The organism is Maribellus luteus, from assembly GCF_003576475.1.
GTDB lineage: Bacteria > Bacteroidota > Bacteroidia > Bacteroidales > Prolixibacteraceae > Draconibacterium > Draconibacterium luteum.
Map to the genome: position 1 here is coordinate 18884 of NZ_QWGR01000013.1, position 21915 is coordinate 40798.

16 protein-coding genes are annotated in these 21915 nt (G+C 43.4%); 2 read left to right on the top strand and 14 right to left on the bottom strand.

The genetic code is table 11. From position 1 onward, the window contains the following. Nucleotides 1–160: 160 nt before the first annotated feature. From D1614_RS17950 to D1614_RS18010, 13 genes are all read right to left on the bottom strand, one after another. Entirely contained in the window at nt 161–1267 is a 1107-nt protein-coding gene (locus tag D1614_RS17950) for a glycoside hydrolase family 88/105 protein (protein ID WP_119439361.1), read from the bottom strand. 104 nt (nt 1268–1371) lie between these two features. Beyond that, nucleotides 1372–3135, bottom strand: coding sequence for an ABC transporter ATP-binding protein (locus D1614_RS17955; RefSeq protein ID WP_119439362.1), 1764 nt, complete (start codon nt 3133–3135; stop codon nt 1372–1374). 26 nt (nt 3136–3161) lie between these two features. Next, on the bottom strand, nt 3162–4931 hold the full coding sequence (locus D1614_RS17960; RefSeq protein WP_206610068.1) for an ABC transporter ATP-binding protein: 1770 nt from the start codon (nt 4929–4931) through the stop codon (nt 3162–3164). A 255-nt stretch (nt 4932–5186) separates the two neighbouring features. After that, nucleotides 5187–5873 (bottom strand): LytR/AlgR family response regulator transcription factor, encoded by a 687-nt coding sequence (locus D1614_RS17965; RefSeq protein ID WP_119439363.1) that lies wholly within the window; start codon nt 5871–5873, stop codon nt 5187–5189. A gap of 4 nt (nt 5874–5877) precedes the next feature. Further along, nucleotides 5878–6912, bottom strand: coding sequence for a sensor histidine kinase (locus tag D1614_RS17970; protein WP_119439364.1), 1035 nt, complete (start codon nt 6910–6912; stop codon nt 5878–5880). A gap of 1 nt (nt 6913) precedes the next feature. Then, complete coding sequence (locus tag D1614_RS17975; protein ID WP_119439365.1) at nt 6914–7546, bottom strand: hypothetical protein; 633 nt, start codon at nt 7544–7546, stop codon at nt 6914–6916. A gap of 162 nt (nt 7547–7708) precedes the next feature. Then, nucleotides 7709–9172 carry a TRAP transporter large permease gene (locus D1614_RS17980; protein ID WP_119439366.1) on the bottom strand — a complete coding sequence of 488 codons (1464 nt, stop codon included), beginning with the start codon at nt 9170–9172 and terminating at the stop codon, nt 7709–7711. Then, nucleotides 9172–9636: a TRAP transporter small permease gene (locus tag D1614_RS17985; protein ID WP_119439367.1), complete on the bottom strand. Its 465-nt coding sequence runs from the start codon at nt 9634–9636 to the stop codon at nt 9172–9174. The genes D1614_RS17980 and D1614_RS17985 overlap by 1 nt, the downstream gene beginning before the upstream one ends. 21 nt (nt 9637–9657) lie before the next feature. Further along, nucleotides 9658–10638 carry a TRAP transporter substrate-binding protein gene (locus D1614_RS17990; protein WP_119439368.1) on the bottom strand — a complete coding sequence of 327 codons (981 nt, stop codon included), beginning with the start codon at nt 10636–10638 and terminating at the stop codon, nt 9658–9660. A gap of 46 nt (nt 10639–10684) precedes the next feature. Next, entirely contained in the window at nt 10685–11356 is a 672-nt protein-coding gene (locus tag D1614_RS17995) for a bifunctional 4-hydroxy-2-oxoglutarate aldolase/2-dehydro-3-deoxy-phosphogluconate aldolase (RefSeq protein WP_119439369.1), read from the bottom strand. Between the two features lie 95 nt (nt 11357–11451). Further along, nucleotides 11452–12552, bottom strand: coding sequence for a sugar kinase (locus D1614_RS18000; RefSeq protein WP_119439370.1), 1101 nt, complete (start codon nt 12550–12552; stop codon nt 11452–11454). Nucleotides 12553–12644: 92 nt separating this feature from the next. After that, on the bottom strand, nt 12645–14045 hold the full coding sequence (uxaC, locus tag D1614_RS18005) for a glucuronate isomerase (RefSeq protein WP_119439371.1): 1401 nt from the start codon (nt 14043–14045) through the stop codon (nt 12645–12647). Nucleotides 14046–14093: 48 nt separating this feature from the next. Further along, a complete protein-coding gene (locus D1614_RS18010; RefSeq protein WP_119439372.1) occupies nt 14094–15344 on the bottom strand; it encodes a tagaturonate epimerase family protein in 1251 nt (416 codons plus the stop codon). A 632-nt stretch (nt 15345–15976) separates the two neighbouring features. Here D1614_RS18010 and D1614_RS18015 point away from each other — a divergent pair. Both D1614_RS18015 and D1614_RS18020 read left to right on the top strand, forming a co-directional pair. Further along, entirely contained in the window at nt 15977–18400 is a 2424-nt protein-coding gene (locus D1614_RS18015) for a histidine kinase (protein WP_162304553.1), read from the top strand. 5 nt (nt 18401–18405) lie between these two features. Continuing rightward, nucleotides 18406–19161, top strand: a complete 756-nt coding sequence (locus tag D1614_RS18020) for a LytR/AlgR family response regulator transcription factor (RefSeq protein WP_206610069.1) — start codon at nt 18406–18408, stop codon at nt 19159–19161. 21 nt (nt 19162–19182) lie between these two features. Here the strand turns inward: D1614_RS18020 and D1614_RS18025 are convergent, their stop codons facing one another. Further along, nucleotides 19183–21831, bottom strand: coding sequence for a Plug domain-containing protein (locus D1614_RS18025; RefSeq protein WP_119439375.1), 2649 nt, complete (start codon nt 21829–21831; stop codon nt 19183–19185). Between the last annotated feature and the right edge of the window lie 84 nt (nt 21832–21915).

Sequence of the window (21915 nt, forward strand, 5' to 3'; positions counted from 1 at the left end):
ATGAATAACGGGAAAAGCAGGGAAGGTATTATTTGGATTTTTTACCAAAGGATTTCCATTTTGAGAAACACAAAATAAGAGAAGGGGTCCAAAAAGTAATTTTCACTTAAAACGTGATCTCACCAACTTTTGGCCCCCCTCTTTTATTATTACACTACTCTTATCGGTCTAATTTAATGACTTCGCTGCCCGCCAGTAAAAAGGCGCCGGTGCCGTATACTTCCCAGCTTTCGGCTTTGAAATTCTTTTTGGGGTCTGCACCAATAGGCTGGCACCAGCCAACGTGTCCGTCGGGCTGAATCAGGCCATTTAAACCAACCCAGGCTTTTTCAACTGCCGGTAAATACTTTTCACGATCGAGTAATCCGTTGTTGATTCCCCAGGCCAGGGCATAGGTGTAAAAACCAGAACCGCTGGCTTCTCCGCCCGGGTACGAAGCAGGATCAAGCAAACTTGCCCGCCACAGTCCGTCTTTCTGTTGCAAAGCCAAAATACTCTCGGCCATTTCCCGGAAGTTTGTCACATAAAAGTCGCGGTTGGGGTAGTCGGCCGGAAGTTCAGAAAGAACGCGCACCAAACCTCCCATTACCCAGCCATTGCCACGCGACCAGAAAATTTTCTTTCCGTTGGCTTCCTTTTTGGCTTCAATGCCGGGTTCGTTCCATTTATACGACATGTCGCGGGCATACAGGTGGTATTCCTTGTCCCACAGTAAATCGTAACACTCTTTCCACAATTTATCGTTCCATTCAAAATATGTATCGTCCTGAAAAGTGACACCCATCTTCACAAATGCCGCAGGCGCCATAAACAAGGCATCGCACCACCACCAGGTAATTTCATGTATTCCTTTACCCTTGTAAGGCGTACTTATGAACTTCTCAAACGTTTCATGAAAAGGTTCAATCATTTTCTTTTCACCCGAAATACGGTACATGTCAATGTAAGTCTGGCAAATGGCATGGTCGTCGGCATGGTGCAGGCGGGGGCCGGGTTTCCACTCGTTGGCCTCCCCCATTTCGTACATGGCTTTCCATATTTTGGGCGATTGAGTGGTTTCATAAGCCGCAAAAACGCCAGCATAAAAAGCGCCGTTGGTCCAGTCGTACAGCTGGTGTTTCGGATGTTTAAGCTGCCAGTCGAGCGCCTTTTTCATCGTCTTTTTTATGTACGACTCCCTGAAGTATTTTTTGTTGTCTTTGGGGCTTGCAATAGAATGAGTTACAATTAGCAGAAGAATTAATAGAGTTGAAAAGAGTTTGTTCATCGATTTCTAATTTTTCAACAAAAATAGACATCCGGTCGGGGTTTCCAAATTAAATGTTCGCTGACTCATTTAGCCGCTAAATCAAACAACAACCTCTCGCCCTGCTAGCTGGCCATTTTCCCTTTCATCAGCATATCCACCGCTTCCTGTAGTGATCCGGCACGCGTAACTTTTCCGGTATTTACAAAATAAATAACATCGGCGTTGGCAATCGTATTCAAACGATGTGCAATAATAACTTTGGTAGTGGTTTCCGGCAATTTTTGCAGAATCTCATCCAGCAATTGTTCGGTTACCGTATCAATATTGGCGGTTGCCTCATCCAATATCAGCAAATCGGGTTTTCGAAGAACCGCGCGCATAAAGGCAATCAGCTGCTTCTGTCCTAAACTAATTCCATCCCCCGAAACATCTACCTTTGTATCCAACCCATTTTCAAAACGTTGCAACAAACTCTCCAGCCCTGTGTCTTTGAAAATTTGCATTAAGCGTTCGTTACTTATCTCTTTGAGTTCGTAGTTTCCGTACAAAATATTTTCGCGGATGGTTCCGCTAAACAGAAACGGATCCTGAAGTATAAACCCAATCCGCTTCGTTCTTTCTTCCGGGGTAAATGAACGAATATCTTCACCATTTAATAATACCTGTCCTTTTGTTGAATCGTAAAGCCTTGCGATTAACGAAGCCGTGGTTGTTTTTCCTCCACCCGTTGGCCCTACGAAGGCATACGTTCTGCCCTTTCGCAAATCGAAGGTAATTTTGTGCAATACATCGTTTCCGTTTGGATAGGCAAACGACACGTCACGAAACGAGAGCAAAGTAGCCGAATCATCCACACCTTGCGAATCGGTTTGGGGCATGTTGTTTGCCAACTCGATGATTCTACGAATACGCTCCCACGCTGCCAGCGCCACCTGGTAGGTTGACCACAGCGAGGCCATTTGCCGAAGCGGATTGTAAAAGCTGTTTACATAGGCAATAAAACTGATCAGCAAACCCACCGTAAACTGGCCGATGGAGATAAAATATATTCCGAGCGTGAGCACAATCAGCAAGCCCAGGTTCGAAAACAGCGAATACACGGGCAAAAACATGTGATTGGCAATTCCTGCTTTTATTGCCGTCTTGTAATTTTCCTGGTTAACCAGCCCAAAACGTTTTCTGAAATAATCGCGGCGATTAAAGGCTACCACCACTTTGAAATTATTCAGGCTCTCCTGCACTTCGGAGCTCAAACTTCCCACCGTTTTTAAACTCTCGGCATTTTTTCGCTTCACCCACGGCGAAGTTATTTTGGTGAATATCCAAATCAACAAGGCCGGAAGAAGTGCAGCCACACCCAGTTCCCACTGAATCGATACCAGGAATATGGCCGATCCGATCATGATCAGAATAATCCGCAGAAACTGCATCAGCGACTGCGCAAAAAACTGATTGATCTTTTCTGTGTCGTTGTTGATTCTAGATATCAGATCGCCGGTTTTATTTTGGTTGAAAAAGTCGTAGGGCAATTCCTGGAGTTTCTGAAATACTGAATTCCGCAGGGTAAACAACATTCTCTGCCCCACCGATCCCATTAAACGCGTTTGCAAATAACCGGCAAAAAGCGCAATCACATAAGCGCCCAGCAAAATGGCACCGTTGATAAGCACCCCGTGAAACCGGCTGGTCTGAATATAATTATCCACCGTATTACCTATGATTATTGGGCCCACCAGGTTGAGTACTGCCGTAATAACCATGGCCACAAAAGCGACCAGAAGCGTTTTCTTCTCCTCCACCATGTGCCCCACCAGGCTTTTGACCGATTGAAAGCCCAGCCGTTTCTTTTTCTTATCCTCGTTTCCTGTATTTAAATTGTAATTCATTGGTACAATAACTGATTGGATATTAATTACCCGGCCTCTACATCGTGGCTTACTTCATAATGGCTGGTGCTTTTTTGCGACTCGTAAATCTGAACATACTCGGGCGAAGTAGCCCGCAGTGTTTCGTGCCGGCCGGAAGCCACCACCTCGCCTTCCATCAGTAGAATAATCTGATCGAAATCGCGTACCGGACTTATTTTTTGCGTTACCGAAATCAGTGTCAGATCAGGGTAGTTCTGCTGAACGTTATTCAGGATTCGCTGTTCGGTTTGCGAATCAACACGCGCGGTAAAATCATCTAATAGCAAAATTTTAGGATTTAGCGCCAAAGCACGCGCCAGCATAATCCGCTGTTTCTGCCCGCCCGACAAACTGGTTCCCCGCTCCGAAACCATGGTATCCAAACGAGCAGGAAGGGTATCGATAAAGTCTTTTAATTCAGCTGTTTCAATCGCTTTACTCAGCGACTCATCAGTAACTGTTTCACTAAACGCAATGTTCTCCCGAAGGGTCATATTAAACATTACGCTGTCCTGAAATACAAATCCTATCTGGTTCTGAAAGGTCTCCTTGTTGTAGTCATTTACATCGGTTCCATCAAACAATATCTGCCCGTTATTGGGTTTTATCAGGCCGGTTAGCAGGTACAAAAGTTGTGTTTTCCCGGCAGCAGTTGGCCCGATTACAGCGGTACGCGAACCCGCTTTTACACGGAATGAAACCTCTTTCAAAGCCGGTTTATCGTCGTAAAAAACAGATACATCTTTTAATTCAATGTCGCCGTCCAGTACCTTTTCGATGGTTCCGGTATCAGCGGTTTCTTCGGCATTCAACACCAACTCAATCCGCTCGTAGGAGGCCGAAGCCTGTGCCATCATGTTACTGATAAAGCCAATAACAATGATGGGGAATACCAGGAGGGTAACATAACTGTTGAACGCGGCAAAATCTCCCAACGAAAGGTTTCCGGAAATAACCAGGTGCCCTCCCAGAACAAGGATGGTCAGGGTGGCCAGGTTGGCAAAAAAAGTGATCAACGGAATGAGCGTTGCAAAAAGCGTAACAATCGAAATCCCCACATCGCGGGCTTCACCACTGGCTTTCAGAAATTTCTGATATTCGGTTTGCTGCGAATTAATCACACGAATAATGGCAGCCCCCAGAATGCTTTCGTTGATTACTTTGTTGAGCCAGTCGACCACTTCGCGGCTGCGTACAAACTGCACCCGTAATTTCTTTAAAATGAAGTAAAAACTAAAGCCCACTGAAGGAATCAGCAAAAGTACCAGCAAAGCCAGCTTCCAGTTAATGACCAGCAAAAACACCGAAGTCCCCACAATCATAAAAAGTGAAGATACAATGGACGAAACACCGTTCGAAACAAACATCTTGACGGCGTCCATATCTGAAGTGAGGTTGGTCAGCAATTTAGAAGGGTTGGCCTTCAGCACAAAAGCATAACTCTGTTTCGATATTTTGTCGGAAAGTTGTTTTCGAAGATCAAAACCCACTTTTTCTGAAGCGTAAGTTTGTACCACGGTTTGTAGTACCGAAAACAAAAAGATCACGCCTACCGCAATTAGAAACTGAATCAAAATGGTGTTCAATACATAATTACCGGCGGAATAGGCGTCGATGCCGTGAGAAATAATTTTTGGAATCACCAGGTTGGCAGCGTTCCCGATCAGCGTAAAACCAATCAGCCAAAGAATCATCTTCCTGTAAGGTTTCAGGAGTTTGATCATTCCCATCCTGCCGCTACCTTTCGTTTTTTTTCCTGTCTGCTTCTGTTCCATGAATATCTCTGACTAATTTGCAAAGAAAACTAAAAACTGCCACACAGGTCACGAAATTTAAAAAGGAGTTTGCTCTCCCCCGAATTTTATACCGATCAGCTTCAAAACTGTATTAGTCTTCTTAAAATTGGGCTCCCCTTCCGGTGCCCTTATTATATTCAGCAAATAAAACCAATGGATACAAGAAATGTTCAGGTTGATTGAGATTAAGATTTGTGCTGACGAAAAGCTTTGGAGCCAGGCAAACAAGCTTTGTTACCATTTTAACTTTGCGAGCAGGTTTTCCCTGAAATGAAGGCTTACCGGTAGTTTGTATTCCCCTACTTTTACCAGGTTTCCCTCGAGGTACTCAACTTTGTTTAATGCAATTACATACGACTTGTGAATACGCTCAAAACACGCGGCCGGAAGCATCTCAATAAATTCCTTGAGCGTGCCGTGAACAGTGAGGTTTTGTTTTTCGGTTACAAAGCGCACATAGTCGCCTTGGGCTTCCAGGTAAAGGATGTGCTCCAGTTCGATCCGGTAGTCCTTTTTATCGGCGCGCAGCATAATGTGTGCCGGCTGCGTATTTTCCCTGTTCGAAGAATACCTTTCCACCGCCCGGTTAACCGCTGTCCGGAAGCGCTCAAACGAAACAGGTTTTAAAAGGTAATCCACTGCATCGATTTCAAAACCTTCCAGCGCATATTCGGGGTATGCCGTCACCAGGATAAACAAGGGGCTTTCTCTCATGCTTTTTACAAAACTGATTCCGCTTAATTTAGGCATATTGATATCCAGAAAAAGCAGGTCTACTTTTTGTTTCGCCAGCATTTGCCCGGCTTCGAGGGCATCGTTGCACGTACCTACCAGGTTCAGTTCCGGACACATCCCGGCAAAGTCAGTCAGCACATCCCGTGATAGGGGCTCGTCGTCAATTATCAGGCAGTTCAGTGTCATACAATCAGTTGATTTCGATCTGTAAATCTACAGTAAAAGTTTGTTCCGTTTCCGTAATTTTCAGTTTATGCCTGCCCGGATAAAGCATTTCGAGCCTTTTCCGAACATTTTCAATTCCGATTCCCTGGTAACGCAAATCTGTTTCCCCGGCCGATTTCCCCTTACTGTTGGCAATTTCCAATTCCAGTTTATGGTCAGAAACCGTTAACAGGATATTGACAAAAGCATTGTCGGCCCCGCCTTTTAAGCCGTGTTTAAAGCTGTTCTCGACAAAAGGAAGAATAACCATCGGCGCAACCATTTTCTCTTTCACTTCGCCATCCACGTGCAGGTTAATTTTATGCTGTTCATCGGTTCGCAGGTTTTGAAGTGTGATGTAATTCCGGATCATTCCGATCTCCTTTTCAAGCGGGATATAATCGCGGTCCGAGTCATAAATAATGTGGCGTAACAAATCGCTTAACTGAACGATTTTCTCCGGAACTTCTTTTGAATTCTTCCTGGCCAGGCTGTAAATGCTGTTCAACGAATTAAAAAGAAAATGCGGGTTGATTTGCGAACGAAGCGCTTTTAGCTCGGCCTTGTTACGTTCACTTTCTATTTCCTGCAGACGGAACCAGCCACGCGCCAGCCGCAGCAAACTGGTAGCCACCAGGTAAACGGCAAAATACAGCGAGATGTCCCAAAATCCGTAAAAAGCAATGAAATAATAGCCTTCAAAAAAGTAATCGACCCATTTATTAAAAAGCACCAGGTAAAAACCGGAGCCCAGGGCAATCAGCGACAAAATCAGCAAAGAATACAAAAGATACTTGCCTTTTTCGAGAAAAAACGGGAACAACAGGCGCAGGTTGACGTAAACAACCGCCACAATCGGAATATGAAAGATGGCCGCATAAATCAGGTCAATCGTTTTTACTTCGGCCGAAACTTTCAGTACGTTCATCAAAACCAGAAACGAAAGACACCAAAAGAACAGGTGCTGTAAAAACCTGTTCCTGATCAGCTGGTTAAAATATATTTTTAGTCTCCGCCACATATTAGTTCTTCCGATGCAGAATCACTTCCAGACCATCTTCAAAAGCTTCCTCCGAATTTACATATTTTGTTACAAATTTCTGAAGTTCCTGCGGCTTGGCAGTGAGCAAAATAAACTCGTCGTTTGCCTCATGATGTATCCTGATTTTATTTTCGCGGATCAGTTTTGCCAGCCAGTCGGGATTAAACCAGCGGATCTTCAATACATCTTTTTCCACCTCTAATTTGGCAATGGTATGCACCGGAATAACGTGAAAAGTAGAAAGTCTGAATTCACCGTCATTAGGATACTCCTTTAAATAGAAATCGAGGAAATATTGCCCTGCAAGTTTAACAATATGAACCAGAAAAGTGGATGAAACTTCTTCTCCGTTCTCCTCCGAATGCAAGGTTAAAACATAGCTGCAACTGTCCACTTCTGTCATTTCCTTATCGATGTACGGATGCGCAAAATTCCATACATCTTCGCCCTTGTTGAATTTTACAACCTGGTCGTCGTTTTCAAACCATTCTCCCGTTAAAATATCGTTCGGAAAAAGATCTTTTTCGGTATAAAGCGGGTAAAACGAAAACACCACACAGCCTGAAAAGAAAAGAGCGATCAATCCTGTCAAAACATATACTTTCTTTTTCATGACACTTTTGTTTTTGATTTTTACTCAAAGGTAGAGAGCAGAAAACCTTTCTGCCATTTTTTTCGATGACGCAAGGTATTTTATCGTTGACATAAAAAAGCGATAGCCTCACACAGGGTGAAGCCATCGCAAAATATTCTTAGTATCTCAACAGATGTTTTCCTAAAATCCTAATGTATTCGGCAACCAGAGTGAAATTTCGGGAACATAGGTTACCAGCAACAAAACAACAATCATAACCGCAAACATGGGCAATAAGGGCTTCACCACGGTTTCGATTTTTACTTCGCTCACGCTGCACCCGATAAACAGCAACGAACCTACGGGCGGTGTTCCCAAACCAACACTTAGGTTCAGTACCATAATAATTCCGAAATGAATCGGGTCGAGCCCCAGGTTGGTAACAATCGGAAGAAATATGGGCGTGAAAATCAGTACTGCCGGTGTCATATCCATAAATATGCCCACAAACAACAGAATCAGGTTGATAATAAGCAGGATTACAAATTTATTGTCGCTGAGAGCGAGCAGCGCTTCACTTACATTTTGCGGAATATTTTCGTACGCCATAATCCACGAAAGGCCGATACAGGTTGCAACCAGTAACAATACGAAGGCGGTGGTTTTTACCGAACGGAGAATCACATCGGGCAAATCTTTCCACGACAATTCGCGGTACACAAAGGCCAGTATCAGTGCATAAAGAACAGCCACCGCCGAAGCTTCGGTCGCGGTAAAGAAACCGGCAACAATACCACCGATCACAATTACCAGCAACATTAAACTGGGCAAAGCATTTAAAAAAGTTCGCAAGGCACGTTTTGCCCCCTGTTTGTGCTTGCTGGCATAAAATCCGAAACCACCGGCAAAAAGAGCAGCCAATCCGCCGTAAATAGCCGTTGCAGCTCCCGGAGAAACAAGCGATTTTACTTTGTATATTCCCACCGCAACAAGGACTATTCCAACCAATACTGCCAGGAATTTTGAAACGTTCCGAACCATTCCCTTCACCCCGAAATGTTTGTAAGAGAACATGGCCAAAGCCATTCCCATAATTCCGAGCCCGGTTAAAATACCAGGTGCATAACCGGCCAAGAAAAGTGCAGTAATGGAAACCCCGCCACTGGCCAATGAATATACGATCAGGATATTACTCGGAGGGATCGAAAGTCCCGTAGTAGCAGAAGTAATGTTTACCGCCGCGCTAAAGTTTTTATCGTAGCCTTCCTTGTTCAACTCGGGCATCATAATACTACCGATGGCAGAAGCAGAGGCAGCTGCCGAACCGGAAATGGCACCAAACAGCATATTGGCAAATACGTTTACAAAAGCCAAACCGGCGGGCCAGCGCCCTACCAGAACACGGGCAAAATCAATCAGCCGGATCGCTATTCCGCCCTTGTTCATGATGTTTCCGGCCAATATAAAAAAGGGTATCGCCAAAAGGGCAAAACTATCGAGCCCCGTTGCCATTCGCTGGGCAAAAGTGGTGGCCGCCGGTAAAGGCATGATGGTCACCAACATGGTTAAAATACCGGAAATCCCAATACTAAAAGCGATTGGAACCCCGATCACCAATAAGAATATAAAACTTACTACCAGTACAATTACGCCTAGGAATTCCATTAGTCTTCAATATTTAGGTTGAGTGAATTATCGATTGAATAGTATATAATAAGCAGACCGCTGACAGGTACCACCAGGTAAACATAACCAAGCGGCAAAGCCAGCGCAGCAGAGTTAACTCCCAGGTAAAAACGGGTGTAAACAAGCCATGCTCCACCAATTACCATCACAAAAAGAGCAAAAAGCCCCACAATACTGTTAATGATGATTTGCAGCCTGCGTTTTTTCATCCCCTTCATTTTCTGAAGCAGCAAGTCAATGGCCAGGTGTTCGTTTTTACCCGCCACGTAAGCAGAACCAAGTAGGCCGACCCAAATCAGCAGAAAACCCGCCAGCTCGTCGGTAAACGAACTGGGTGCCGAAAGAACGTAGCGACTGAATACCTGCCACAAAACATCGATAACCAGGATGCTCATCAGCGCCACCAATACAATTTCTATAATCTTGTCAATTTTTTGTCTCATAGTTTTACAACGGTTTAAAGGTTAGTCTTCCACTGCTTCAATTCTTCGAATCAGGTCGCCCAAAACTTTGTCTTCCTTGTATTTATTCAAAAGCCCCTGAACTTTATCGGCAAATAACTTTTTATCAGGATAGTGAATTTTCACCCCTGCCTCCTGCACAACCCGCAGCGATTCTTCCACCGACTCGGCCCAGTATTTCCGTTCAACCGGCACCGATTCATCGGCCGCTTCCTGCATCCATTTCTGTTCCTCTTTGGTAAGGCTGTTCCATACTTTGGTACTGATGATCAACACATCGGGCACACAGGTATGTTCGTCAAGCGAATACTCTTTGCATACCTCGTAATGGTGCGAAGTATACAAACTAGGCGGATTATTCTCGGCTCCATCCACCACCCCACTTTGCAGCGCGGTATATAATTCACCCCACGAAATAGGCGTTGGAGAACCTCCCAGCGCTTTTACCATTTCCATGGCGCTCTGACTTTTCATTACCCTGATCTTCAATCCATTCAAATCATCCGGGGTTTTGATCGGTTTGTCGATGGTATAAAAACTCCGGAAGCCTGCATCGTAAAAGCACAAGCCACGAATCCAGTATTCTTCGGTACCCAGCAGCAATTCCTTTCCGATCTCTCCGTCAAAAACATTAAAGGAATGCTCTTTCGTTCTGAAAATATAAGGCAAGCCAAGTACTTTGAACTTTGGGGTAAAACTCTCCATAACTGCGGCGGAAACTTTAGTAATAGCCAGGCTCCCGATCTGCAGTAATTCCACACACTGCTGTTCGGAACCAAGCTGTCCGCTCGGATAAATATCAATGGTAAGCTGTCCGTTTGATTTTTCGGCCAGACGCTGTGCCATGAATTCCATTCCTTTGTGCACCGGGTGTGTCGGGTCGAGGCCGTGCGCCAGCTTGAGCACTTTGTGGTGGCTTGCATTACTGCACCCCATAACAATCCCCAAAGAAAGTAAGGCAATAATTATTTTAACAGGTTTCATTTTTATTGGTTTAAGTCTGATTTTTTACGATCAAAGTATATTGAGACTATGATTTAAGGCGCTGAATGATTTGCAGCGCTTCGGCACATTTTTCGGTAATGTAGGCATAATTTCCTTCGGCCAACACTTCTTTGGGAAATAGCTGCGATCCCATTCCCACGCAGGTAACTCCTGCATCGAACCATTGTTTCAGGTTTTCTTCGTCGGGAGAAACGCCGCCTGTTGGCATAATGCTCGCCCATGGCATAGGCCCTTTAACGGCTTTTACAAAGCTTGGCCCCCCAACCTGCGAACCGGGGAAAATTTTCACGACTTCTGCCCCCAGTTCGTGTGCGCGGCCAATTTCTGTAACCGAACCGCAGCCCGGACTCCAGGCAATTTTGCGTTTGTTGCACACTTTTGCTGTTCCCTCATCGATCAGCGGCGCTACCACAAAGTTGGTTCCTAGCGCAATGTACATAGCAGCAGTTGCCTCATCCACGATAGAACCAACTCCCAGAATCATTTCCGGGCACTCCTGGATAGCCCATTTGTTAAGTTCAGCAAAAACAAGCGTGGCAAAATCTCCGCGGTTTGTGAATTCGAACAAACGAACTCCCCCCTCGTAACAGGCTTTTACCACTTGTTTGCAAACTTCCACATCTTTATGGTAGAACACCGGTACCATCCCGGTTTCTTTCATTGTTAGTGCGACTTGTATTCTTGAAAATCTTGCCATTTTTTTGAGTTTTCAGTTGACAGTCGCAGTTATCAGTTTTCGTTTGAAGCAAGACATGCCACTCACTGTAAACTGCGACTGAATACTATTTTTAATTAGCGGTCAACACGTGCGCTTCCGCCGCCGATTATTTTTTCCACTTCGGATAAAGTAGCCATGGTTGTATCACCCGGAGTAGTCATGGCCAAGGCACCATGCGCCGCACCGTATTCAACGGCCCTGGCTCCGTCATTAAACTCAAGGAAACCATAAATTAAACCCGATGCAAAGCTATCTCCACCACCCACACGGTCCATAATCTCCAGGTCTTCGCGGAGCTGAGCTTCGTGAATTTTACCCTCGGAATAGCAAATGGCACCCCACGAATTTACGGTGGCCGATTTTACAGTACGCAAAGTGGTGGCTATCACCTTGAAGTTTGGAAACTCGGCCATTGCATTTTTAATCATGCTTTTATAACCCGACAAATCCAGTTCTTTCAGGTTTTCATCGTTCCCTTCCACTTCGAGTCCCAAACAAGCTGTGAAATCTTCTTCGTTACCGATCATCACATCCACATATTTGGCAATTTCGCGGTTTACTTCCTGTGCTTTGGCTTCTCCGCCAATGGCTTTCCAAAGCGAGGGGCGGTAATTCAGGTCGTATGAAACAATCGTTCCGTGCTTTTTGGCAATTTTTACGGCTTCGATAACCGTTTCGGCAGCTGTTTCGGAAAGTGCTGCGAAGATTCCACCGGTATGCATCCAGCGAGCTCCCAAGGTTCCGAAAATGTATTCCCAGTCAATATCACCCGGTTTTAGTTGAGACGCTGCCGTATTTCCACGGTCAGAAACGCCTTTTGCCCCCCGGATACCAAAACCTCTTTCGGTGAAATTCAACCCGTTACGAACAGAACGGCCACAACCATCGTAATCCACCCACTTTACAAATTGGGTATCCAATCCTCCCTGAAGCATAAAATCTTCGATTAAGGCACCTACCTCGTTGTCAGCCAATGCAGTTACAATAGCTGTTTTCTTCCCAAAACACCTTCTGAGACCGCGCGATACGTTGTATTCGCCACCGCCTTCCCAGGCTCTGAATTGACGGGTAGTACGTATGCGACCTTCCCCCGGATCAAGTCGTAGCATAACTTCTCCAAGAGAAATGCAATCATAGGTGCATTCTGCTTTCGATTTAATGTTCATTTTGGCCATGATTCAGTTTTTATATTTTCATGCAATCGATTGCAAAGATAGCAATCCACGCTAATATTTTATTCAGTTGCTTCTACTAAATACTTATTTCACTAAAATTTAAAGTATTCTTTCGCATTGTTGAAGCAAATGTTTTCAACCATCTTACCCAACAATTCCAAATCGTACGGTATCTCGCCATTTTCAACGTCTTTTCCCAGCAAATTGCACAGTGTGCGGCGGAAATATTCATGACGTGTGTAGGATAGAAAGCTGCGGGAATCAGTCAGCATTCCCACAAAACGGCTCAGTAAACCAAGATTGGAAAGTGCATTCATTTGTTTTTCCATACCGTCTTTCTGATCGAGGAACCACCAGCCCGAGCCAAACTGCATTTTACCGGGCACCGAACCATCCTGGAAATTTCCGATCATGGTTCCGATCATCTCGTTGTCTTTGGGATTCAGGTTGTACAAAATCGTTTGGCTGAGTTTGTTTTCCATGTCCAAGCGATCGAGCAAACGGGATAAAGGACGGGCAATTTCAAGATCTGCGATCGAATCAAATCCCACATCAGCTCCCAAACGTTTGAAAAGACGGGTATTGTTGTTGCGCAGTGCTCCGATATGAAACTGTTGTGTCCAGCCACGCGAATGATCCATGATTCCAAATTCGTACAACATGGCTGACTGAAACTTGCGTACCTCTTCTTTCGAAAGATCGCTTCCACCTCTTACTTTTGCAAAAATCTTTTCAATTTCCGCTTCGGAATAATCTTCGGCCAAAACCGTTTCAACACCGTGATCACTTAAACGACAACCATTGTCGTGAAAAAACTGGTGCCGGTTGTCGAGTGCATCCATCAGGTCCGAAAAAGTACGAATGTTTTCATCGGCGGCTTCCTCTAGTTTATCGATATATTGGTTGTAAACTTTTGAATTTTCCACCGCCATGGCCTTATCAGGACGCCAGGCAGGCAGAACCTCTGTTTCAAAGCCGTCGGCTTTAATCGCGCGATGGTATTCCAGTGAATCCACCGGATCATCGGTTGTACAGATGGTATGTACATTGGCCATTTTTATGATCCCACGACACGAATATTCGGGTGTTTGCAATTTTGCATTGCATGCTTCCCAAATTCCTTTGGCAGTGGATGGACTCAGCAAACGCTCCTCATTGAAAAACCGTCTCAACTCCAGATGAGTCCAGTGGTACAAAGGATTTCGCAGGGTATTTGGAACCGTTTCCGCCCATTTCTCAAACTTTTCGTAATCGCTGGCATCGCCCGTGCAATAGCGTTCATCAACACCATTGGTGCGCATGGCCCGCCATTTGTAGTGATCGCCCGCCAACCAGATTTCGGTTATATTTTTGAATTGCCTGTCTTCGGCTATCTCCTTAGGATTGATGTGACAGTGGTAATCGAAAACCGGCATTTTCGCCGCATGATTATGATACAGTTCCTTTGCAACATCGTTTTGCAAAAGAAAGTCTTTATCCATAAATGGTTTCATAGGATATTCTTTAGTCGAAAACCGGCTGCCCGGAGTCCGAAGTTGTAATTATTGTAAGTCGAAAAGTCTTTTCAAATGTCTTTCGTAGATGTTTTCCTCTACACAGCCTCCAACTACATCGGCGTATTTTTTGAGCAGATCGGTATACCTCTCTCCCATTTCAGCAGCGACTTTGTAGCCCACGTGGATCAACTGGCGGAAATTGGGATTGTAATCCGGATGACCGGGAATGTGGCGTAAGGTGTCACCGTATTTTTCGCCCGACCAGCTTTCTACCTCCTCCACTGTTGGCAATTTGCTGTCGTCAATATCGATCACATCGGCATAAGGTGCACACAATTCATCCTTACGGGCCAGTGCCTTTGCATAAATTTCCTTGGCTGCCGCCAATCCTTCGTCGCCCGAAATCGCCAAACCAATCACTTCTTCCAACCAGGTTGTTCCGGCGGTTTTTACATGAATACCTTTGTCGTATTTCGCGATAATTTCAGCCATAACCGGGTAGATGGTAAATTTATCGGAACCTGAATGCACACTGAGTTTCAGATCCTCGGGCAAACCAAACTCTTTCACCGCATAATCAATCACCAACACATCCTGCTCAAATTCTTTTGCAAACTGATCAACATCGCCTGCGTAATCGACACCTTTATTAAAACGCCCTGTAAACTTTGGGGCAATGGTTTGTGCCGGTATATCCTCGTCTGCAATCATTTTCAAAATAAAAAACATGTCAACCGGGGTCTGCGGAGTTTCCACTTCGTCCATCGAAACTTCGGTCACAAATTTGCCTTTTCCTTTGAACGACTCAATGTGCCGGTAAATTTCTCCCGCCTCTTTGATTGCTGCCAGGTATTTTCCGGCTACTTCATCCAGCAACGAATCGGTGATAACAATCGGCTCTGCGATTCCCGGAATTTCTACCTGATTACCCAAAGCACTACATGAGTTTTTGAAGCTGGCAATATCTTCTGCTGAACTTTCATTACCGATGTACATGGCCACATCCAGGGTAAAAAAATCGCAATGATTGATAAAACGATCCACATTGCTTAGATTGATATGGTCGGCGTCCACAAAGTAAGGGCCTTCCCATCCCTGATTTTTAACGGCGCTGTCGGCCTCTCTTCTTGTTCCTTCCGGTTCGGAGTGAACGATGTTGTGTTCGCGATTCGATTTATTCCATACCGGGGTAATTTCGATTCCCTCCGAAGTGGCAATGATAAGTGCACTTAGCTGTGCTTCTCCTTCATGATTGAAGCGGTCTCCTACTCCAAAACTGTATTTTCCAAGTTCCATTTTTGCTGTTTAGATTGATACGTTACTGATCCAAATCTCGTTTCCGTGTACGTGCACGAAAATAGACAAATTATTTAATTTCTGAAAGAGCAACTCAACATTCTCTCGAATATTGAAAATGTGATTCTGGACTAACTATATACTCCAAAGACTTTATTGGTAAAATCTCACCAAATGCGCCTATCCACTAAATAAAAACAGCCAGTCTCTCATTTATCAATAACTTACATTAAAACTATCTGCACTTTTATTCATGAAATCCTAATTTATAATTTAATTTGCCCGTAATGAAAACCGCAACTCTCCTATTAACCTTTTTAATGGCGATAACGCAGTTGACCGCAAGCGAAAATCGTGATCGCACTCCATTTAATTCTAATGACAGTTCTGTAATTCGATTAACAATAAGCACAGATGACGGCGAAGGACAGTTAACTGAAGACAGTTACTGGATTGCTACAGAGATATTGGAGGAAAACGGAAATACGTCCCAAATATCAGCAAAGCTGATAAGGATAAAATCGACTTCAAACTTTAGAATGCTTGGTTCTTATATCCTTCCTGAAACCGATAGTTTTGACACGCAGGGATATGACATTCCAAGAAACACTAATGAGCTCATTCAACGACACATGATAAACAAAATCTTCACCTATGAAATTATAGAAAAGAATGAAGTTATAAATGTAAAATTTAAGGATGAAACCATAACCGAAATTATCAGAAATGCCCAAATTGAAGGAATACTGGAAAAACATGACGCCTTGTTCGAAACGATTCTTAATACCGATTACCTTAAAGAAATTCTTGAACTGATATCAACTTCTGGAAAAACCGGAAACAGGAATGGATTCTTCAAGAATAGTAATCATTTCCAGAAAGGCAGATTTACGACTTCGCTGAGAATTGGAATCGATGGCATGCAAAAGGAAGAACAAGTCGACTCCAGTGTTATTTCGGGTAAATTCACAAACGCCAATAAAAACAAAGAATACTGTTTTTTTATTGGTAATTATGTTGACAGGAGTGATTTTGACTATAACATCACAACTGATTCAACAGGGTATTTTTATTTAAACGCAAAGCTTAAAAAACCTGTTGAGGTAATTATATATCCACCCTACAATAATTCACATTTAATATCAGATATTACGGATCAGACCCTCAGTTGGAATGAGAACATTCTTATTGAACCGGGCGATAGCATATTTCTAAAAATAGACAGAAATGGTGTAAAAGCCTCTGGAAAAGGAGCATTTAAAACAAATCTTCTGAACACCTTGTTGACTTTTGCAGTACCTGATTCATCATTACCGGCAGACGAAGTTTTAAGGATAGCAAAAGTCAACATTAAGCGTAACCTGCAAACAATAGAACAATCTAAAGATTCGCTAAGTAACTGGGCTTATAACCACCTGCGTACTTCAACCTATTACTGTGAATATTATAAACTCTACGGCTATTTCTTGCTTCGCAATCCCTTATGGAAACCTACAGATCATTATTATGTCGATCTTTTCAATATACTCTTTAGTGAAGTTAACTTTAACGACTACAGTAGCAGTAGCTCTCTTATGTTTAGACGTTTTATACAAACCTATGTTTTTCTGAAACAGAGTATTAATTTCAGGAATATTAAGGGCCATATGTTATCGCCAGAAGAGAGCTATAGTTTTGCAAAAGAAAACCTTAACGGCGAGGTACGTTATTTTATAATGGCGAACATGGTTAATTGGGCATTTCATAACACTAAAAACAATCAAGGGCAAACTTTATACAACGATTTTTTAAAAATATTCCCCAATAAACCGTTCACTCAAAACCTCCTTAAGACCGATAGGGAAAGGCCAACACTCTCCACCGGTGATCATGCTGCAGATTTTACGCTGGAAGATTTTGATGGGAAAAAAATAGCGTTAAATGATTTTCAAGGAAAATGGATAGCGCTTAGTTTTCTGGATCCTGGTTATATCCGAATTTCCAGTCGGGATCGTGCAACCCTGATGCCGCTTGATCAGTTAATTGAACAAATTCCGGCAAACAGGTTTCAACAGCTAATTGTCCTTAGTAATTATGAAAAAACCAATGTTGACACCATAAAGAAAGATAACAATTTGAAGGGGGCAATCTTCTTAAAAAATGACAACTGGGAAAACCCTGATTTAAAACCTTATATGAAGGCACCCATAACAAATACTTACATCATTAATCCGGAAGGTATACTAGAATACGCAAACGCCGGTTCTCCGAGAAGACCAGCTATTGAAAAATTTATCAAATACATCAACTATTCAATAAGCCACGAAAAGCAGCCAACAAAAAGAAATACAAAGGCAATTCTGGGCGTACTTGCAGGGTTCATTCTGCTGGCATTACTTTTCCTAATCATCTACAAATGGCGAATGCAGATGATCAAAAAAAAGGAAAAGCGGCAGCGCGAAAAGCTGGAACTGGAGATGCAGGCTGTTCGTTCGCAATTGAACCCTCACTTTTTATTTAACTCCATGAACTCAATACAGCACCTTGTAAATGCGGATGAGAACGAAAAAGCAAACCTTTTCCTCTCAAAATTCGGGGCTTTAATGCGCAAGGTTCTAAACCAATCGGAACTAACCTTGATTCCGTTAAAAGAGGAACTGGAAACCATTGACACCTACCTGGAACTGGAAGCCTTACGTCATAAATTCAGTTATTCCGTTTCATGCGACGAAACAATTGACCAGTTTAATGTTGAAATTCCACCGCTTTTGTTACAGCCTTTTGCTGAAAATGCTGTGATACACGGGATTGGTGGAAATCCGAATGGAGAAATTGAAGTTAAAGTTCGAAAGGAAAATGAAGCAATCCGGATCGAAATAATTGACAACGGCGTGGGCATTGAAAAAGCCCGTTTTGCAGAATTGAAGGGGAAAGGACTGCAGATTACACAGAAACGGGTAGATTTGATGATGGAAAGTTTCAAAAACGAAATTTTGTTCAAACTAATAAACCGGGCCGAAACTGAACCCGGGCAAACAGGTACGATTGCTGAAATTATTTTTAAACTGGAAGCCTGATAACAATGGAAAAAATAAGATCAATAATAATCGACGACGAACTCAACAATTGCGAGAACCTTAAAAACATCCTTGAACGTTATTGTCCTGAAGTTGAAGTTGCAGGCATCGCACATAATGCTGCCGAAGGACTTGGATTAATATCAAGAGTAAATCCACAACTTATTTTTTTGGATATCCAGATGCCAGGTGGATCGGGTTTCGATATGCTTGAATCAATCAAACAGCCAACATTCGATGTCATTTTTGTAACAGCCTACAATCAATATGCAATAAAAGCTATCCGGCAAAGTGCTATCGACTATTTGCTGAAACCTGTAAATATTCTGGAACTAAAAGAAGCTGTTTCGAGAGTTGCAGAAAAGATAAACCATAAGTATAACGAAAAACTACTAAACTATCTTGAAAACCAGAAAAATACAACGTCGGAAAGAAAAATTGCCCTTCCTTCTTCCGAAAGGCTTTTATTTGTAAAAATTGAAGACATAGTTCGCTGTAAAGGCGAGAATAACTATACGTACATTTACCTAATTGACGGTAGCTCAATATTGGTTTCAAAGACATTAAAAGAATATGAAGAAATACTTTCGGAAGAAAAATTTATTCGTGTCCACCAATCACACCTGATTAATGCCAGACATGTTGTTTCATTTGAAAAGTCAGATGGAGGCTATCTTAAAATGAGTGATGGCAGAACAGTAAATATCTCGCGTCAACGAAAAGAGTTTGTCTTATCAACCCTCAGCCGGTTAAATCGATAATACAACACTCCATTTCACTCCTTATTCATCTTCCCTTCGAAGTTTCCCGACCGACCTGAAAATGCGGCCATCATCACCAAGTCCTTCAATAATATACGTATAGCTTGTCGACGGATCAGCCGAATAAAAACGAACAAGCGTTTCTGCTCCGGCCTGCACCGAGATGTTCGGGTTCCAGTAAACTGTAGAACGCATATCAGGTTGTTTCGCCATCCGAACAGAATCGATCTCGTATTTGGGAACATAAAACTCCACGGGTTTCTGATACCCCAGGGGCATAATCTTTTTCACGCCTTTCAGTTCGTACTTAAATGTTCCCCCTACTTTCAGATTGATGATAATAACGCCGCCACCGCCACCTTTCCGGCTGTAAACTGCTGCACCGGCACCTACGATCAAAGCAATATGATCGATATTATCCGAATACAGGTCTCTTAAATCATCCAGACTTTGCTCCATTCCATCCACCTGAATTTCAGCAGGTCCATTTCCCCTGGCCAGGTACACATTGCTACCTTCAATTCGCGAAACTCCGGGAAGTGTGCGAATTACCGCATCCAACAATCGCGGAGTAGGGAAAAACTTCGAAATCCGTTCTTCATCAAAAACACTGCCCGATAAGCCGTATTCTTTTTCCAAAGCATGCTTTGTTTTGTCAGCGGCTTCCACACTAATTTCATCCAGCACAATCATTTTTCCTCCATCTTCATAATACATGCGTTCGGTCGCATTTTCAAGTGCGGTGCCTTTAAAACCTTCCGCCTTTTCAGGAATAAGCCCCCAATGCCGGAAAGCAGGAAAAGTATCTTTGTCAAACTGGATCAATCCCGCCGGCTCTTGCTTTATATTGGTAAAACGCTGCGCCTGCACTGTAAATACCGTACTATCCGGAAAGTCCAGTTCATTAAACAGGAAGTTGCTGTTCTCGTCGGTATAGGACGAAGCTGTAATAAACGGATCAACCGACAATGCGGTTATTTCGGTCGGTTTATTTCTGTGCATCAGCATTTTCTCGTACTTGCCTGAAATGGTTTGCCCCAGTTCCAGAAAGTACTTTGCCGGGGGAAGCCCGCGCTGCAACAACTCATTTACATCAAAGCGTTTCCAGCCTTGGGTAAGCATCAGTAAATCGAGATTAAAATTTGTACTGTTGGCATCGTCGAAAAAATAAGCCCCCGCATTTTCAACATACCCCTTTAAATCGGAAGTCAGCAGTAAATTGGAATAAATGTTATCGTTTAAGGAGTCAACATCCACCACCAAATCGTCGGTAACCGCCATTGAAAAACTTCCTTTGTATGAAATCGTGTCATTCTGTGGCAATGAAAGAGCCAGTGAAACCAACTCACGCCTTTTGTAGTTTTCTTTGTCGGGCTGCACCAGAAGATTTGCATTCGTGCCTTTCTTAATAAATACCAAGCGACTCGACACGGCCTGGTTTTTCTCATTAAGCAACACAAAATTTATGATACCTTCCGGAAAAATAGCTGTTGGGATTTTGTAAAAGGTATCCTCCAGTTTCTGCGTAAAAATCAATTTTTCGCCTGCATGCGCCATAATGTAGTACGTACCCACGGTCTCCAGCTTTTGCTGCCTTATATTTAAAAGAATGGCTTTCCGGTTGTTTACAAGCGACAATGCCGCTCCTTTCTCCAGATGGCGGGGCAGCTTCACATGTACCACATTGTTATCCACATCCCTGATTTCGGCTCGGTATTCTTCGCCGGTTTCCGGAAGCAGGTAAAACGCCCCCATTCCAAGATGCTGGCTTGACAAAGTCGTTACAGTATCGTTTTTACTGTTCAGAACCACCCCCCACACTTCTCTCGAAAGCCCATCGGCGCCAACGGCTTTGAATGCCACCCGGTTTCCAACGCCGGCAATAAGGTCTCCGCCTTCGGGAAAGAACTGGACATCCAGCTTTTCTTCCGTCTCTCTGTCCAAAAAGAATTTTGTACTGTACTCCGCAGCACTACCTTCAAAAGCCACTTCAATAAACGGATTGGAGGAAGCATCCTTTTCCGGAACGAAATCAAAACTCACTTTCCCGTCCTCACCTGTTTTTCGCGTTAAAACATCAGCCTTTGAACCACCCAAATGCAAAGTGCACTTAACTCGGGTACCGGTCACCGGTTCCCCTTTTTTATCGGCAAAATAAATAGTGGCTGTTTTTTTACCAGCCTCCCCGTCTCCGATCTCTATTTTTGAACTTATCCGGTGGGTTTGTAAATTTCCGATGTGAATCGCCTTGTGAAAAGCATAATCGGTGCCCGCATTTAACATCCAGGTAGAGTAAGCCCTGATAAAATAACTTCCTTCCGACATGTCCTGCGCCAGCTTTATATTTCCGCTGAATACACCGTCTATCTTCTTTACTTTTATTCGGCTGACCAGCGAATCTGCCTGGTCAAATAATTCAACGTAAATAAAATTGCTTAAAACATCCGGGATATTTCCATTTGCTCTAACCAGATAGCCCCTGAACCAGATCGTCCCTCCGGTTGCATATCTGTCTCGGTCGAGATGAAGGTACAGCTTTTCCATGGGCGGCCTTTTGGCAAACGACTGAAACGAAGAATCGATGGAAGCAGAAAGATCCTGAGAAAAACTACTGCTGAAGCATCCTGCAAAAATGAAGATCAACAGGAAAAACCGGGCTGTTTTTGGCATGGGTAGTATTGGCTTAATTATTTTTACAATTTTACATAACCCATCGAAACATTACAAGTTTTATTTTATGAAACAAATCCCCAT

Bases quoted from the DNA above. Each gene is read 5' to 3' on its own strand.
- D1614_RS18020 (WP_206610069.1), top strand. From the start codon at position 18,406: ATGGAAAAAATAAGATCAATAATAATCGACGACGAACTCAACAATTGC.
- D1614_RS17980 (WP_119439366.1), bottom strand. From the start codon at position 9,172: ATGGAATTCCTAGGCGTAATTGTACTGGTAGTAAGTTTTATATTCTTA.
- D1614_RS17990 (WP_119439368.1), bottom strand. From the start codon at position 10,638: ATGAAACCTGTTAAAATAATTATTGCCTTACTTTCTTTGGGGATTGTT.
- D1614_RS18010 (WP_119439372.1), bottom strand. From the start codon at position 15,344: ATGGAACTTGGAAAATACAGTTTTGGAGTAGGAGACCGCTTCAATCAT.
- D1614_RS17970 (WP_119439364.1), bottom strand. From the start codon at position 6,912: ATGTGGCGGAGACTAAAAATATATTTTAACCAGCTGATCAGGAACAGG.
- D1614_RS17965 (WP_119439363.1), bottom strand. From the start codon at position 5,873: ATGACACTGAACTGCCTGATAATTGACGACGAGCCCCTATCACGGGAT.
- D1614_RS18025 (WP_119439375.1), bottom strand. From the start codon at position 21,831: ATGCCAAAAACAGCCCGGTTTTTCCTGTTGATCTTCATTTTTGCAGGA.
- D1614_RS17950 (WP_119439361.1), bottom strand. From the start codon at position 1,267: ATGAACAAACTCTTTTCAACTCTATTAATTCTTCTGCTAATTGTAACT.
- D1614_RS17985 (WP_119439367.1), bottom strand. From the start codon at position 9,636: ATGAGACAAAAAATTGACAAGATTATAGAAATTGTATTGGTGGCGCTG.
- D1614_RS17955 (WP_119439362.1), bottom strand. From the start codon at position 3,135: ATGAATTACAATTTAAATACAGGAAACGAGGATAAGAAAAAGAAACGG.
- D1614_RS18000 (WP_119439370.1), bottom strand. From the start codon at position 12,552: ATGGCCAAAATGAACATTAAATCGAAAGCAGAATGCACCTATGATTGC.
- D1614_RS18015 (WP_162304553.1), top strand. From the start codon at position 15,977: ATGATAAACAAAATCTTCACCTATGAAATTATAGAAAAGAATGAAGTT.
- D1614_RS17975 (WP_119439365.1), bottom strand. From the start codon at position 7,546: ATGAAAAAGAAAGTATATGTTTTGACAGGATTGATCGCTCTTTTCTTT.
- uxaC (WP_119439371.1), bottom strand. From the start codon at position 14,045: ATGAAACCATTTATGGATAAAGACTTTCTTTTGCAAAACGATGTTGCA.
- D1614_RS17960 (WP_206610068.1), bottom strand. From the start codon at position 4,931: ATGGAACAGAAGCAGACAGGAAAAAAAACGAAAGGTAGCGGCAGGATG.
- D1614_RS17995 (WP_119439369.1), bottom strand. From the start codon at position 11,356: ATGGCAAGATTTTCAAGAATACAAGTCGCACTAACAATGAAAGAAACC.